Origin of the sequence: Pedobacter nyackensis (genome assembly GCF_900176505.1) — a bacterium.
In the GTDB taxonomy this organism is placed as follows: domain Bacteria; phylum Bacteroidota; class Bacteroidia; order Sphingobacteriales; family Sphingobacteriaceae; genus Pedobacter; species Pedobacter nyackensis.
Genome location: NZ_FWYB01000016.1, coordinates 53,040 through 69,802, shown reverse-complemented (window position 1 = coordinate 69,802; position 16,763 = coordinate 53,040). Strand labels below are relative to the sequence as shown.

General features: G+C 41.9%; 9 protein-coding genes and 1 tRNA gene. All 10 read left to right on the top strand.

What is annotated here, in order from left to right:
• Window positions 1–8: 8 nt before the first annotated feature.
• The 10 genes from B9A18_RS21165 (at window position 9) to B9A18_RS21120 (ending at window position 16,762) form a co-directional block, all read left to right on the top strand.
• Window positions 9–2,366, top strand: a complete 2,358-nt coding sequence (locus B9A18_RS21165; protein WP_159452716.1) for a polysaccharide lyase 8 family protein — start codon at window positions 9–11, stop codon at window positions 2,364–2,366.
• A 21-nt stretch (window positions 2,367–2,387) separates the two neighbouring features.
• A complete protein-coding gene (locus B9A18_RS21160) occupies window positions 2,388–3,308 on the top strand; it encodes an alpha/beta hydrolase (protein WP_084291549.1) in 921 nt (306 codons plus the stop codon).
• Between the two features lie 43 nt (window positions 3,309–3,351).
• Entirely contained in the window at window positions 3,352–5,220 is a 1,869-nt protein-coding gene (locus B9A18_RS21155) for an FAD-dependent oxidoreductase (protein WP_084291548.1), read from the top strand.
• A 271-nt stretch (window positions 5,221–5,491) separates the two neighbouring features.
• Window positions 5,492–5,564 (top strand) — tRNA-Phe (locus B9A18_RS21150).
• A gap of 253 nt (window positions 5,565–5,817) precedes the next feature.
• Window positions 5,818–7,401: a PQQ-dependent sugar dehydrogenase gene (locus B9A18_RS21145; RefSeq protein ID WP_235005400.1), complete on the top strand. Its 1,584-nt coding sequence runs from the start codon at window positions 5,818–5,820 to the stop codon at window positions 7,399–7,401.
• Window positions 7,402–7,448: 47 nt separating this feature from the next.
• Complete coding sequence (locus tag B9A18_RS21140; RefSeq protein ID WP_084291547.1) at window positions 7,449–10,160, top strand: PQQ-dependent sugar dehydrogenase; 2,712 nt, start codon at window positions 7,449–7,451, stop codon at window positions 10,158–10,160.
• 6 nt (window positions 10,161–10,166) lie between these two features.
• Entirely contained in the window at window positions 10,167–11,144 is a 978-nt protein-coding gene (locus tag B9A18_RS21135; RefSeq protein ID WP_084291546.1) for a Gfo/Idh/MocA family protein, read from the top strand.
• 66 nt (window positions 11,145–11,210) lie between these two features.
• A complete protein-coding gene (locus tag B9A18_RS21130) occupies window positions 11,211–11,795 on the top strand; it encodes an RNA polymerase sigma factor (RefSeq protein WP_084291545.1) in 585 nt (194 codons plus the stop codon).
• A 76-nt stretch (window positions 11,796–11,871) separates the two neighbouring features.
• A complete protein-coding gene (locus tag B9A18_RS21125; protein ID WP_084291544.1) occupies window positions 11,872–13,023 on the top strand; it encodes a FecR family protein in 1,152 nt (383 codons plus the stop codon).
• A gap of 208 nt (window positions 13,024–13,231) precedes the next feature.
• Window positions 13,232–16,762 (top strand): TonB-dependent receptor, encoded by a 3,531-nt coding sequence (locus B9A18_RS21120; RefSeq protein ID WP_144009574.1) that lies wholly within the window; start codon window positions 13,232–13,234, stop codon window positions 16,760–16,762.
• Window position 16,763: the final 1 nt, after the last annotated feature.

The window sequence follows — 16,763 nt, the reverse complement described above, 5'->3', positions numbered from 1 at the left end:
ATATGGCAATGAAAACAATCAGCGTGTTTCTATATTTATTAATTTCCAGTTGTCTACCGCTTATGGTATGCGCACAGGATTCTTTAGCCGCCAAACAACTTAATTGCGACTCTTTACGGATAAAATGGCGCGATTTTTTAATCGGCGGAAAGTATAACCCAAATGATCCGCTGATAAAAAATAAGCTTTCTATTATCAATAGAAATTCGCTTTCTTTCTGGAAAAATGGTTTTGTTAATGATACGGTTAGCCGAAAAACCTTATGGTTGGATCTGAAATATAACAAATCCGCTGATATTACTACCAGCTACACCAGGCTATATAGTATGGCGATTGCTTATTGCTCACCTGGAACCGATAGTTATCATAATCAGCATCTGAAGAATGACATCTTAACCGCATTGGAATGGCTTTATAGTAAGAAATATAATGAAAGAACACTTATCCCCAGAACAGGAGGGAATAATAATTGGTGGGATTATCGTATCGGTATTCCGGAAAAACTGAACAACATTGTCGTTTTACTTTATGATCAGATTAGCCTGGAATCGCGGGCGGCATACATCCGTGCGATACAACACGCCACCCCGGCTGTTGATGGTTACACCGGTGCCAATTTGGTTTGGATAAGCCGGGTAATCGCTATCTCGTCAATTATAGCTAACAACCCATCAAAAGTATCTTATGCTATTAATGCTTTAAGTCCGGTGTTTAATTATGTTACACAGGGTGATGGCTTTTATATAGACGGATCATTCCTTCAGCATAATAAGCACCCTTATTCGGGTGGCTATGGTGTCGCCCTTTTATCTTCACTGACAGAGTTACTGTATCTGTTTCCTGAAATACCAGGTATGGTAGCTAATGCGACCAATATCTATAGTTGGGTTTATGATTCTTTCCAGCCGATAGTATACCGGGGAGGAATAATGAGCTCCGTTATGGGGCGCGAAATTGCCCGTAATAATACCAGCGAACACAGCAAAGGCAGAGCATTAACTGAAGCATTGATACTCCTTGCCCGTCAGGCACCTGAAGAAGAAGGCCGGCGATTAACCTCTATCGTGAAAAGTTATATTCTGGAAGATGGGAGCAAGGCTGGTTTTTCATCCATTTCGCTTACGCTGATGGCAAATGAGATGATGAATGATAAAACTATTTTACCACAGACAACCTATATTACTTACCGGCAACTGGCTAATATGGATAGGGCAGTCCGGCAAGCAGACCATTATGCCTTTATGCTGAGTATGCATTCTGCCCGCATTTACAATTTTGAATCCATTAATCAGGAAAACTTAAAGGGCTGGCACCTTTCAGATGGTATGAGCTATCTTTATAACGCAGATCAAAAGCAGTTTGAAGATAATTTTTGGAGCACTGTTAATTACCAGCATTTACCCGGAACTACTACGGAGGAGGATTTAACGGCTTTGACTAATAAAACCAGCGCCAAAAGTTGGGTAGGCGGCACTGCTATGCTGGATAAATACGGAGTAAGCGGAATGGAGTTATCTCCCTTCGGCACCACACTTTCGGCGAAAAAATCGTGGTTTATGTTAGCTGATGGAATTGTTTGTTTGGGTGCGGGTATTACCAATCAGGATAACAGAAATGTATTTACTACAATTGAACAGCGCAAGCTCAGTTTGGAAAACAGTAATACATTTACTGTGGATGGCAAAATTATACCGGGTAATTTTGATGTTAGTGATCGTAATGTAAACTGGGCGCATCTATCAGGGAATGTAAGGGGGGCAGATATTGGCTATTACTTTCCGGAGGGCATAAAACTAAGCATGAAGCGTAAGCCTCAAAGCGGCACATGGAGTGAGGTACGAACCGGGACCGGCAGCGCCTTGCAAACACGGCATTATTTAACTTTATGGAAGGCACACGGCAATCATAATATCGATGGTAATGGCGCCGAGAACAAATATGCTTACTTGCTGTTGCCTGGTTATAGCGCTGAGAAAGTTAAACAGTATGCCAAATATCCATCCATCCAAATATTGGAGAATACAGCAACAGTTCAAGCTGTAAAGGATATTAAGCTGGGGCTAACTGCGGCTAACTTTTGGAAAGATACTTTAAGTTCCGTTGTTGTGGACCATAAAATATATTTAACCTGCGATAAAAAAGCAGCGGTAATGGTTATGGAAAATGAAGAGGGCATGAATGTTTCGTTATCAGATCCAACTATGCTTAATGAAGGGCTTATTCACCTACAGATCAATAGACCGTTTTCGGGCCTTGTGACTTCTGCTCCCGAAATAACCGTAAAGCAGTTAAAACCTGTACTTCAATTTTCTGTAAATGTTAAGGGCTTGAAAGGCAGGTCTGTATCTGCTATGTTTAAACAATGATTTTTAATTTAATTCAAAGACATGAAGATTTGCATTTTAAATATTTTACTGTTCATTGCCTGTATTCCATATGGCTTTGCACAGCAGTCTGTTTTGCTGTATCCTGATGGCGTCCCAAATTCAAAAAAAACACCATTCTCGTACGTTGAGACTAAGGAAGATAATAAGGTTAGCTTTGTAAGTATTCCAACCATTACCCCCTTTTTTCCTGAAAAGGCCAAAGCTAATGGCGCTGCGGTTATCATTTGTCCGGGAGGTGGTTATGCCCGGTTAATGATGGGCAAAGAAGGCTATGATATCGCACTAAAATTTAATGAGATCGGTGTTACCGCATTTGTACTGAAGTATCGTCTGCCAAGTGATGAAGTGATGGCCGATAAAACCATTGGGCCTTTACAGGATGCTCAGCGGGCTATACAACTGGTTAGATTGCGATCAGCAGAATGGGGTATCAATCCGGCTAAGCTTGGAATTGTAGGGTTTTCGGCAGGTGGACATCTCGCCTCAAGTGCGGGAACTCATTTTGATCATACAGCTATTGAAAATAAACTGAATGTTAATCTTCGGCCTGATTTTATGATGCTGATCTATCCTGTGATCAGTTTCGGAGCGGTAGGACATCAGGGGTCAAAGCATAATCTGCTTGGCGCAGATCCAGGTCAGGAATTGGTTGATCTGTATTCGAATGAAAAACAAGTTGACGGCAATACTCCGATTACCTTCATTGTACAAGCTCAGGATGATAAGACAGTAGCGGTTCAAAATAGCCTTTTGTTTTACAGCGCTTTAACAGAAGCCAAAGTAAAGGCCGAAATGGTGTTGTACCCAACTGGCGGACATGGTTTTGGACTGTATAACAAAGCAACGAAAGATCAATGGTTTGATCATGCTATAAATTGGCTAGATGCCAATGGATTATTAGCGAAAGAATTAAAGAACTAACCACTAACAATAAACCAATCGTTTTTATTTATAAGTAAGAAATATGAAGATATTTAAGTGCCTTTTTTTTGCATTCCTTTTTCCTGCATCAGCAGCATTTTCGCAGTACAATCTTGTTATTGTCGGAGGTAATCCGGGGGGGATTATGTGTGCCATTTCAGCTGCCAAGCTGGGGAAAACTTCCGTTATTCTAGAGCGTACCGGGCATATAGGCGGCTTGCCGGCCAACGGACTAGGTGCTACAGATATTGCTACAAGGGGTGCCACAACGGGCTTGTTTACAGATTTTACCGGGCGTATTAAAAAATATTATATTAAAAAATATGGTGAGCATTCTGAACAGGTGAAAATGTGCAGCAATGGTTATCATTTTGAGCCTTCTGTTGCTGAAATGATATTCGAGCAAATGCTTGCGGAATATAGCGACAAAATAAAAATTTATAAGATGCGTCAGTTTGATGCGGAGGAGAAAAATGTAAGCACCCAAAATAACAAGATAACTAAGATTAGGGTTACCAATCGTTTAACAAAACAAACCGAAGAATATCAGGGAGACGTTTTTATTGACGGGACTTATGAAGGAGACCTCGCCGCCGCAGCTAAAATTCCTTACCGTATCGGTCGTGAGGGGAAAGATGAGTTTGCTGAGGATGGTGCCGGCAGGACTTATAAATATTGGGATGGGCCAGTAGGTGAGGGTACTACTTATCAGGCTGATAATGCTGTACAGGCTTACAATTATCGATTGTGCCTGACGGATAATGCAAGTAACAGGGTAACCATTACAAAACCCCGGAAATATGATCGGGACGAGTTTAAATCACTTGCTAACGACATATGGGATGGGCGTCATGCGGGTGTTGAAATGTTGAATGTCTCTGCGGAAATGATGGCTGCCAATCGTAAAAATATTGCGAAGGGTGATACCTCAGGAATACCCGGCGACAAATGGGGAATCGCCAAAATAACCAACCGGGTATTTTTACCAAACCAGAAAACCGATGCTAATAACCAGCATTTAGGATTAATATCGACGGATCTTCCAGAAGAAAACTGGCCATGGCCTACATCAGGCTGGGACTGGCGCGATAAGTTTGCGGAACGCCTTAAAAGCTATACGCTCGGTTTGATCTATTTTGCTCAAAACGATCCGGAACTTCCGGTCAGCTTTAAAAAGTCTTCAGGCGAATGGGGCCTCGCTAAAGATGAGTATAAGGACAATGAAAATTTTCCGAGGCAGGTCTACGTAAGGGAAGGGCGACGCATGGAAGGGACTTATTTTTTTACTGCCCATGATGCCATTGCCGTAACTCCCGGGTCGAGACCTCCTTTACATGCCAATAGCATAACGGCAAGCCATTACGCACTTGACTCTCATGCGGTCCGGAAACGTGAGTCCGGAAAAATACATCTGGATGGTTTTATCAGTTATCTTTCAGATGTTTATACGGTTCCTTTCGGAGTAATGATGCCCAAAGAACTGGATAATCTGTTGTTTCCCGTTCCGGTTTCGGGGAGTCATATTGGTTTCTCAACGCTGCGTATGGAGCCTTGCTGGATGGCAATTGGACAGGCAGCAGGTATTGCTGCGTCACTGGCGATTGACTCGAAGCTTAAATTGAAGAACCTGGACCTGAGTATACTACAGGATAAATTGATAGATCAAAAAGCTACATTGATTTATTATAAAGATATAGCACCTGATGATTATGATTTTAAAATGGTGCAATATATGGGGTTACGCGGTTACTTACCTGGTTGGGAAGCCCGGTTGTCAGAAGCTATGGATGTTCAGACGGCTAAACTCTGGCGGGCGATATCCGGTATTGAAATGAACGGTGACGCTAAATTGACCAGAGGTCAGGAATTAAAAAGTCTTTACCAGTCATTAATTAAAAGAGACACAAAATAAGATCTACGCAAATCAGAAAGGAAATGGTTCGAAATCCTAATGCTTGCCACCACTGCAAAAAGCTTCAGAGAAATTTGGAGCTTTTTTGTTTTAGCGCAATTTAAATAGATGGACATAATACCTGCTAAGACTTTCTTTATAAAACTTAATTGTGTGAAAGAGAGTGGCTAATAAATATTTCGCTATTGATGATATGATAATAAGCGAAAAGATATTACATTTGCACTCCCAACCGAGGGGAACATGATTGCGAATCATGTTTAAATAAGATGGTACGGTAGCTCAGTCGGTAGAGCAATGGACTGAAAATCCATGTGTCGCCGGTTCGATCCCGGCCCATACCACTGCAACAACAAAAGGCCTTTTTCGTGAGAATAAAGGCCTTTTGTTGTTTTTGGTTACATTCATGTCAATCTTCTCAGCTCCGTTCCATAATCTTGTTTTGCGTTGAACTTAAATTCCCGCGTTTTACAATTGCTGCAATAATTTATTTAGTATCTACCCCCAATGCCCGGGCAACTTGTCTCTACTTAATAACATATAATCCTTGACTAGCATGGGATTGAAGTACACTCAACAAAATATGTTACGACAAGTATGCACAAATCTTTTAACCCAGTATTCACATTGCCCTTGATTAATTACCTCTGGACTGCAGTCATGGTTCATTTTCTGATCGGTTGTAATGCAGCGGTAACTAACCAAAATGTAATAGATACGCCTGTTGAACAAGAAATTGTCTTAGAAACAAGTAAGGTAGCAGTTGGTACAGTAATATTAAATTTGGATGTCCCCTGGGAAATTGTTTGGGGTCCTGATAACTGGATCTGGTTCACTGAACAGAAAGGAAGTGTTAGCAGAGTAAATCCCGTAACGGGGGAGAGAAAGAAAGTGTTAAAAATTGAGATGGTGTGGCACCAAAGAACAGCCGGCTTGCTGGGAATGGCTTTCTCTCCAGATATAGATAAATGGCCATATGTGGTGGTTGATTATACCTGTAAAAAGGATAGCATTATCTTGTCCCGGCTGGTTCGTTATACTTATTCCGCAGACAGTTTAATAAATCCTTTTGTGCTATTGGAAGTACCGGGGGGGACGTCTCATAATGGATCCAGGCTATCCTTTTCAGCTGACGGAAAGATCTTCTGGGCAACGGGTGACGGGCTTCGATCTAAGTTGGCCCAGGACAACAAAAGTTTGTGCGGCAAAATTTTGCGGTTAAATATAGATGGTAGTATTCCTGACGATAATCCAATAAAAGGAAGTGCGATATGGGCAAGTGGGTACCGTAATATACAAGGATTGGTATATGCATCTAACAATAAGTTATACACTTCTGAACATGGTGATGCTAATGACGATGAGGTAAATCTGATACAAAAAGGTGGAAATTATGGGTGGCCAGAGGTTACCGGAAAGGCTGACACTCCACAAGAAATAGCATTTCGACAGCAAGATGCTGTGGTGGAGCCATTAAAAGCATGGACCCCAACGATAGCACCTGCAGGGATGGATTATTATCATTCAACAGCAATACCGGAATGGGATAACTCGCTTATACTCACTACGCTTAAAGGAAGTAGTTTAAGGCTTTTAAAACTAAATGAGAAAGGCGACGAGATTGTATCTGAGCACGTATATTTAGATAAAGAGTATGGCCGTTTACGAGATGTATGTGTATCGCCCGCAGGAGACATTTATGTGTCTACAAGTAACAGAGACTGGAATCCTTCAATCGGTTTTCCCAGGGCAAAAGACGATAGAATACTCCGGTTATTTAAAATGCGGGCAGGTGACAAATTGTCTCCAGGCTTTAAAGCCCAAAAAGATCCTGGCCTGCTGTCCGAATTAAAAAAGCCGGTAGTACAAATGGGAAAGTCGAGCTATAGTCAATACTGTGCTTCCTGCCATAAATCTGATGGTAATGGTGTTTTAGGCACTTTCCCTCCTTTAATAGGTGCGGAACAAGTACTGGGAGATAAAAAACAACTTATCGATATCCTGTTAAACGGTTTATCTGGCAAGATTAAAGTCAAAGGCGCGGTGTACAATCAACAGATGCCAGCTTTCCATTTCTTAAGTGATAAAGAAATAGCAGAACTGCTTACCTACATCCGATCATCCTTCGGCAATAAGGCCAGCCGCATTTCAGCAACAGAAGTGACAGCGGGCAGGCTATAAATTCTGGTCCCGACCGAATTCATTATTAAACCAAAAAAGACAAAAGTATGAAATTATTTGCCTCTTCATTTATAGCTCTGGCGGTGCTAGGAACAGTGTGTCTGGCCTATGTATACAAAGAGAAAATAGCATTAAAACTGATGCCCGAATTAAACCAGGGCAGGGCTGCGGGCATTCCTCCAGATTCGAGCCGTTTCAGCCATATGACACTGGTTTCTGGCCTGGATGAACCAATGGGAATGGCTATATTACCTAATTATGATCTTGTGGTAATCGAACGAAAAGGAGCTGTTCGCTATTTTAACAACCACAGCAAGGAATTGTTACAAATTGCACAATTCAGCGTTTTCTCGGGAATTGAAGATGGATTGCTTGGAGTAGCTGCAGATCCACAATTTGAAAAAAACAACTGGATCTATTTTTATTATGCGGTTTCGGGAGATAAAAATATCAATCATTTAGTTCGTTTTGAACTCAGGGATCAAAAAATACTGCAGTCATCCAAAAAGGTGCTGCTGGAGATTCCGACCCAGCGTACCTATTGTTGCCATTCTGCGGGCCACATCACCTTCGGATCTGACGGACTATTATACTTGTCGATTGGTGACAATACGAATGCAGAGGAAATTGAGGGGCATAATCCAACTGACGAACGACCGGGTAGGGAATTGTCTGACGGTCAGGCATCGACTGCTAATAGCAATGATTTTCGTGGTAAAATTTTACGCATCAAACCTAAAGCGGACGGCACTTACAGTATACCTGATGGTAATTTGTTCCCAAAAGATGGTTCTTTGGGGAAACCGGAAATTTATATAATGGGCGTAAGGAATCCGTTCAGAATTTCTGTGGATCCAAAAACGCAATACCTGTATTGGGGAGATGTTGGTCCGGATACAGAAGTGAAGGCAAAGGAGGGGAAATTAAGTTACGACGAGATTAATCAGGCTCGTAAGCCGGGCTTTTTTGGCTATCCCTATTTTCTGGGAGAAAATGAAGCTTTCCCGGATTATGATTTTGCAACAAAAAAGGAAGGTCCACCGAAAGATCCGCTACATCCTATTAATGATTCTCCTAACAACACGGGGATACGAGAATTGCCACCTGCCCAGCCAGCATTTATCTGGTATGGCAAGGGCCCTTCTACTAAATGGCCAGCCTTAGGCAGCGGCGGTGCCAGCGCCATGGCCGGACCGGTTTATTACAATGATCTTTATCCCAATGCGCCCTACAAACTACCGGATTACTACAATGGCAAACTTTTTATCTTTGACTGGGTCAGGAAATGGATCTTGGCGGTGACAATGGACAAAGAAGGAAATTATGTGGGCATAGAACCCTTTTTTCCACAGCTCCAGGTAATTGCGCCGATAGATATGCAGATAGCCCCTGATGGGGCAATCTATCTGATTGCTTATGGAACCAACTGGTTTGCAAGGAACACAGATTCGGGGATCATCAGGATTGAATACACTGAAGGTAACCGTAACCCCCTTGCGGTGATAAAAGTTGATCAAACTATTGGCGCAGCACCGTTTGATGTTGCGTTATCTGCCATCGGTTCAAGAGATTACGATGCCGGAGATAGGTTGGCTTACGAGTGGAAGATTGACAATAAGAAGTTTTCTGAAAAGGAGATCAGGCATACCTTTTTAAAATCGGGAAAATATAACATATTGCTTAAGGTATCTGATCAATATGGTGGAATAGGAACTGCTACAGTTCAGGTAAAAGTAGGTAATACACCACCAAAGGTGGCTATCGAAAGTAAAGCGAACCGTAGTTTTTACTGGGATAACAGCCTTCTGGATTACCAGGTGAAAATCAGCGATAGGGAAGATGGCACCATCGACCCGGAAAGGACCAAAATAAATTTTACTTATATCCCTGCCGGAAATGATCTGGCAACTGCGCTATCAGGCAAAGAAGATAGTGATCTTCAATATGCCAGTATTGTTAAGCTATATACGTCCCTGGATTGTAAAGCCTGCCATACGACTGAAACAAAATCAATTGGCCCGTCATTGAAAGATATTGCCAGACGGTACAAGGGGAGAAATGGTGCGGATGAAATGCTGGCGCATAAAATAATTAGCGGGGGAAGCGGTAGTTGGGGTTCCTATCCAATGCCTCCCCATGCGAATTTAACGGATGCCGAAGCACGGAAAATTGCAGGGTATATTCTGTCTTTAGGTGAAAAGCAAAAAAACACACCCCTGGCTAACAGGATTTATCTTACTGAACATAAGGGGAAAGGAACTGAAGGTGCTTATGTACTTCAGGCCTCGTATACAGATAAAGGAGCAAATGGGATAGGACCTATTGCGACCAGCAGCCGCATGGTGTTGAGGAACGCTTTAGTGCAACTGGAAGACTACCATGAGGGGAACATCAGTGTGATGATCGCCTCTTTAAAAACTGGTTATGTGACTTATGTTGCCAATATTACCCATGGTAAATATGCCCGCTTTAACGCGATAGATCTTAATCATGTCAAATGGATTCGATTCAGAGTACGCGAGGAGGGTATTGGAGGGAAGATAGAAATAAGACAAAATGCTAAAGACGGACTTTTAGTGGCTGAAGTTAAAATAGCGGGAGGAGAAATAAAAGATCTGAGAACTGGATGGAAGGAGGTTCTTTTACCCGTAGTTTATACGGATAAGGTCAGCGGTGTAAAGGACCTGTTTTTAATGTTTAAAAACGATCAGACAAATAAGCCATTGTTCCATATTGACTGGATAAAATTTGAAAAATAAAACGCTATGAACAGGAGGGATTTTATAATTAACACCGCACTATCAACAACAGGTCTGGTGATGGCAAATCATGGGATCGCTCTAGGTGGTGATTCTATTTCATTGCAAGGCAAAAAAATAGGTATTATTGGCCTGGACACAGGTCACAGCCAGATTTTCACTCAAATGATCAATTCGGGAGGCCCGGACATGAAAGGTTATAAGGTAGTGGCAGCTTATCCGCATGGCAGTAAAGACATCGCTTCCGCCTTGAAAATGAAACCAGACATCATTAAAGCCGTGCAAAATATGGGTGTTGAGCTGGTTGATTCTATTGAGGCCTTACTTGCTAATGTGGATGTGGTTTTACTGGAATCGAATGATGGAAGGCCGCACCTGGAACAGGTGTTACCTGTATTTAAAGCAGGCAAAAGGGTTTTTATTGATAAACCTGTTGCGCCTGATTTAGCAGGTACAAAAGCGATCTTTAAGGCCGCTACCCAGTACCAAACGCCCTTGTTTACATCTTCAGCCTTGCGATTTGACACGAGCGTGCAGAAAGTAGCACAAGGTTCGATCGGTAGGGTTACTGGTGCAGATGTATATACGCCAGCTGACTTTGATAAACACCACAGCGACCTGGCCTGGTATGCCATACACGGTATTGAAATGCTGTTTACTGTAATGGGACAAGGTTGCGTGAGCGTGACCAGAATCCATCAGGCAGACGCTGACGTTGTGGTGGGTGTGTGGAAGGATGGACGGATCGGATCTGTAAGGGGAATCAGAAAGGGGGCGACAGCAATTGCAGGGACTGCTTTCGGTGAAAAGGGAATTGCGGCACTCGGACCATTCTCGGGTTATGAAACTTTGGTTAAGGAGATTATTTTGTTCTTTGAAACAGGTAAGCCGCCTGTAGAACCAGAGGAAACCATTGAGATCTTTAACTTCATTGAAGCTGCGGATGAGAGCAGAAGGAGGGGCGGTAAGCGGGTTTACCTCTGATGCTAACCCGGAAAAATAGAATTGAATATCTGTATTTTAAACCTATATTCGTTAGTTATATAGGATATGCTGGTTTACAGGACGTTACAGGATTATGAACTTTTAGACTTAATGAAGTCTGATGATGAAGCTGCTTTTAAAGAGATTTATAAGCGGTATTTTGAGTTGCTGTACATTCACGCTTATAAAAGACTCCAGAATAAGGAAGAATCGCAAGATGTAATTCAGGAAGTATTTACCGCGCTTTGGAAGAAACGGGAATATATTATGCTGGTCAGTAGCTTACGCGCTTACCTTTATACAGCAGTTCGTAATAAGATTTTTAATAATATTTCTCATAAACATGTTGAATCCAGTTACATTCAGTCGGTTCAGCACTATATAGATCAGGGAATATGTCAGACCGATTATCTGGTAAGAGAGCATCAGCTCCTTGCCCTGATTGAAAAAGAAATAGCCGCTTTACCTACTAAAATGCAGGAGATATTTTGTTTAAGCAGAAATGAGCACCTGACACATAAAGAAATTGCCGTAGCACTGAACTTATCCGAGCAAACCGTTAAAAAACAGGTACATAACGCGCTCCGTATTTTAAAGAGCAAATTGGGCGTGCTTCCGTTTCTTTTGCTGCTCTCTACCGGCAATTTTTAATTTTTTTAATTTTTATCTACCCCCACTGGCTGAGCAGGCTGTCTCTAAATTTAATAAAGGAACAGAGGTTTTAATCATGGAAAAAAGGGAAGCAAAAGAACTGCTAAAAAAATATCATGCTGGCACTTGTACGGACGAAGAAAAAGCGCTGTTAGAAAGCTGGTATCTGGATTGGCAAGGAGGAGAATTTGATTTGAGTGATAAAAGTTTGAAAATCCTCAAAAGCCAAACTTTTAAACGAATCAAAAAATCATATAAAAAGGAACGTAGCCTTCCTCATTGGTACAGATATGCGGCTGCGGTGATAGCCTTTGTAATGGTGTCTGTAGGAATTGTACTGTACATTAGCAAGAAACAGGAACAGAAAGGCAATAACACAGCCAGTATGCGAGCCGTTGTGAATGATGTCGCGCCAGGCAGTAATAAGGCACTCCTGACACTAGCAGATGGAACTGTTGTAAAATTGGATGAGGCCCGGACAGGAAGTATAGCTGAAGTGGCCGGTATAACTATACGTAAAACAAAGGATGGACAAGTGGTTTATGAAGCGGCTGTTCATGCTAGCAACAAAACTACTTCAATAAGTTATAATCAGATTTCTACTCCACGGGGTGGCCAGTTTAAGATCACTTTACCAGATGGAACGAAGGTTTGGCTCAATGCTGCTTCTTCCTTAAAGTACCCTGTCCGGTTTACCGAAACAATAAGACGTGTTGAGCTCACAGGTGAAGGATATTTTGAAGTGAATAGCCAACAATTGCCTAATGGAGATCGCGTTGCTTTTCTGGTGAGTACCCCAACTCAAAATGTAGAAGTACTGGGTACCCATTTTAATATCAATTCATATGGTGACGAAAAAGCAATTCTAACCACGCTGGTGGAAGGAAAGGTAAGGGTGACTGACGGACATACATCAGTTCTGCTAAAACCAGGTCAGCAAGCATCTCTAACAGCAAATAATTTTAACGTAAAAAAAATAGACACGGAAGAAGCTGTGGCATGGAAAAATGGCTACTTTAGTTTTGATCAGGCCGATCTTCAGTCAGTTATGCTGCAGTTGTCCAGGTGGTACGATGTAGATGTGGTATACAAAGCCGGAGAATTGCCCTCTGAAACATTTACAGGGAAAGTTTACCGTAACATGAGCCTTTCCAAGGTTTTAGATATGCTTGCATTTGCCAAGGTCAATTTTAAAATGGAAGGTAAAAAAATGATCATAACCCCATAAAAAATATTAACTAAACCAATTACTAAACCGATTACTAAACTAACCTGAAAAAAAATGGAGAAATAATTACATCATCGAAGAGGTAAAAGAACCGCAAAGGTGTTGAAGCACCTTTGCGGAGTAAGTCTGGATTAACCTCTGTCCTCTTATGAGGAGAAATAAATTAAATAGCGACCTAATTCATTATTAACCCAGAAATAACAAAAGTATGAAATTTATTGCTTTTATTCCTGCTATGCCCTGTGCATGGCGGTCATTAACCCGAAAGATAATCATGGTAATTAATTTGACCACCTTCTTTATGATTATTGCACTGATGCAGGTAAGTGCTAAAGGCTTTAGTCAAGTCAGCCTGAACGCTAAAAATGCGTCATTGGAAAAGATTTTCAAAAGTATTGAAAAGCAAACTGATTATGTGTTTTTTTCTAAAGGCTACGATTTAAATAAAAACAAAATCAACATTAATGTCAGCAATGTCTCCATTGAGGCGGCCTTAGCTATCTGTTTTGAAGGATTACCCCTGATTTATAAAATTTCCGATAAGACAATAATGGTCAGAAAACGGGATGAAGAGAAGCCTAAGACGGTAGGGGATCAAATTGTTGCCGTAACTATAAGCGGGCGGGTAGTGGATGAAAAAGGTGGCCCCCTGATTGGGGTGAGCATCAAAGTGAAGCATACCAAACAGGGTACTATTACGGACAGCAATGGCGCTTTCCGGCTATCAGTTGGGGAAGAAAATGCCACGCTTTTATTTAGTTTTATTGGCTTTACTGCCCAGGAAGTTCCGTTAAACGGGAGGGTTCAGTTGAATATTGTCATGCTGGAAGACAACAGCAAGCTAAGCGAAGTTGTAGTTGTTGGTTATGGAACACAGAAAAAGATCAATCTGACGGCGGCGATTGATGTTGTTTCAGGCGAACAGCTTGAAAACCGTCCTGCACCCAATGTTGCCTTGCTGTTACAGGGACTTTCTCCAAATTTAAATATCTCATTGAATAGTTTTGGAGGTGAGCCCGGGGCAACTCAATCCTTTCAAATCAGAGGAGTGGGTTCTATTTCATCAAATGCACGTCCATTGATTTTGGTAGATGGAGTAGAAGCAAATATAAATTACCTCGATCCGCAGACGATCGAGAGCGTTTCTGTCCTGAAGGATGCCTCTGCCGGCGCAGTTTACGGTTCAAGGGCTGCGTTTGGAGTGGTTTTGATCACCACAAAACGCGGGGCTAAGAATCAGCCGGTGAGAGTGGAGTACTCCAATAATACTTCCTTTTCTGCGCCCATTTATATCCCTGGTATGGAGAGCTCGCTGATCTACGCTACAGCGTTTAATCAGGCCGCAGCAAATGCCAAGGTCGCACCAGTTTTTCCGGCTGAGCAAGTGGAAAGAATCAAAGGCTACATCAACGGAACTTATAAAGATGAATACAACAGGGCCAATCCGCCGGTAAGCCAATGGAGGGGACGCTGGGATGGGAATGCGAATTACAACTGGACAAAAGAATATTATAAAAAATATGCCCTGCATCAGAAACACAATGTGAATTTAAGTGGAGGAGGAGAGAAAAGTCAATATTACGTCAATGCAGGTTTGTTCGACCAGCCTGGAGCTTATAGCTGGGGAGATGATGGTTACAAAAGATATAATATTTTAGCAAACTTAACTACTCAGGTAAACAACTGGATGTCCTTTAATTTTAGCACGAAATATGCAAGGGACAAAACAGACGTTCCCCTTGGAGTTGTTGGTTTGCCGAGAACTTATACCTGGTCACAGTTTACAAACTTCTGGCCTACCATGCCAAAGTACAATGTTGACGGCTCTATTGCTAATCCCATTATTCTTGCCCTGGAAAAAGGTGGCAGGATCGTAACTGAAAATCATGACCTGTGGATGAATATTGGTGCTGAGCTTGAACCCATTAAAGGATGGAAAACAAATATATCCTACAAATATAATTATCAATGGGGTGTGGGCAGTCAGAATCCTAAACCTGTTCCGGTACCTGTTCCGAACGGAACAATCGGGAATATCGGGGAATCAGTGGCGGGTTATGGCGCTAACACCGTTCTGGGCGAATATAATTTAATTAGCGCGTTTTCATCCTATGAGAAACAACTGGCTAAACATTATATAAAGGGGCTTGTGGGCTATGAAAGGGACTTGCAGTACAATCATATATTGCAAGGTTCGAAAATGAACCTGATCACCGAAGAAGTTCCCTCCATCAGGACGGCACTTGGTGATATGAAATTAGAAGAATTTAAGAGCCATTCAGCTACTGAAGGTATTTTTGGAAGGATAAATTATAATTTTGATGAAAAATACCTATTGGAATTTAGTGCCCGGTACAATGGCTCGTCAAGGTTTGCGCCTGATTTAAGATGGGGTTTTTTCCCTTCCTTTTCTGCAGGATATAATGTGTCAAAAGAGAATTTCTGGAATACTATTGAGCCTTATGTAAATACGCTTAAGCTGAGAGGGTCTTACGGCGCTTTAGGGAATCAAAACGTTGATAATTACCTTTACCTGTCTACGATACCAATTGCTTATCGAAGGAATGCAGATAATTTTGCTAACCCAGGATACCTGATTAACAATGAAGTTCCCCTGTATGCGCAGATTCCACGTATTGTAAGTGACAAGCTTACCTGGGAAACCATTACAACCCTGAACTTTGGAGTGGAGGCAGGATTTTTCAAGAACAGATTAAATATAGTGTTTGACTGGTACAATAGAGTCACTTCTGATATGATTGGTGTAACGCCTCAGGTTCCTTCGGTGTTGGGTACCGGTGTTCCTCTTATGAATAACGCTAAATTATCAACCAAGGGTTTTGAATTGTCCCTGGCATGGCAGGACAGAATTTCAGACAATTTTTCTTATAATGCTAAGTTCACACTCGGGGATAGTAAAACCACAATTTTGGAGTATCTGAATGCGGTAGGCGCGATTTCTGGCTGGCATAAAGGTAAAGTTCATGGAGATGTATGGGGATTTACGACTGACAGGATTATTCAGAATCCTGGTGAAGCCATGCCGAACCAGTCCCTTTATGGTAGTACATGGGGACCCGGCGATATTATCTACAAAGACCTGGATAACAATGGAGTCATCAATAAAGGTCGCGAGACCCTTGATGACCATGGAGATTTGTCTATTATTGCGAATACCAGCCCACGTTATAATTTTGGAATAACAGCTGGGTTCAAATGGAAAAATCTGGATTTTAATATGTTTTGGCAGGGAATAGGCCGACGGGAATTTTTGCCGCATAGCAACTCTGAGTATTTCTGGGGAATAATGGGTTCTCCAAACAGTTCCGCAATATTTTCAGGAGGGAAAATGCTGGATTACTGGAGACCTGCTGATGAAACCAATATGCTGGGGCCAAATACCGATGCTTACTTTCCAAAGCCCTATTTCTCTTTCACGGAAAGGGGTAAAAATGTCCAGGATCAGAGCCGGTATGTATTAAATGCCGCCTATTTAAGACTAAAGAACCTCCAGATTGGTTATACGGTTCCTCCAGCTTTGTTGAAGCGCTTGTTAATTCAGCGAGCCCGGTTCTATGTATCTGCTGAGAACCTGTTGACTTTTTCCAAGCTGCCTAAAATGTATGAACCGGAAACATCTGTTGCTGTAAGTCAGAGAGACGGAAACGGAGATAGAGATATGGGAGAGATCTATCCCATTAACCAGATGTTTTCACTAGGCGTTAATTTATCGTTTTAAA

Excerpts from the sequence above, each read along its gene's own strand:
- B9A18_RS21165 (WP_159452716.1), top strand. The coding sequence starts at position 9 with ATGAAAACAATCAGCGTGTTTCTATATTTATTAATTTCCAGTTGTCTA.
- B9A18_RS21140 (WP_084291547.1), top strand. The coding sequence starts at position 7,449 with ATGAAATTATTTGCCTCTTCATTTATAGCTCTGGCGGTGCTAGGAACA.
- B9A18_RS21120 (WP_144009574.1), top strand. The coding sequence starts at position 13,232 with ATGAAATTTATTGCTTTTATTCCTGCTATGCCCTGTGCATGGCGGTCA.
- B9A18_RS21130 (WP_084291545.1), top strand. The coding sequence starts at position 11,211 with ATGCTGGTTTACAGGACGTTACAGGATTATGAACTTTTAGACTTAATG.
- B9A18_RS21125 (WP_084291544.1), top strand. The coding sequence starts at position 11,872 with ATGGAAAAAAGGGAAGCAAAAGAACTGCTAAAAAAATATCATGCTGGC.
- B9A18_RS21135 (WP_084291546.1), top strand. The coding sequence starts at position 10,167 with ATGAACAGGAGGGATTTTATAATTAACACCGCACTATCAACAACAGGT.
- B9A18_RS21160 (WP_084291549.1), top strand. The coding sequence starts at position 2,388 with ATGAAGATTTGCATTTTAAATATTTTACTGTTCATTGCCTGTATTCCA.
- B9A18_RS21145 (WP_235005400.1), top strand. The coding sequence starts at position 5,818 with ATGCACAAATCTTTTAACCCAGTATTCACATTGCCCTTGATTAATTAC.
- B9A18_RS21155 (WP_084291548.1), top strand. The coding sequence starts at position 3,352 with ATGAAGATATTTAAGTGCCTTTTTTTTGCATTCCTTTTTCCTGCATCA.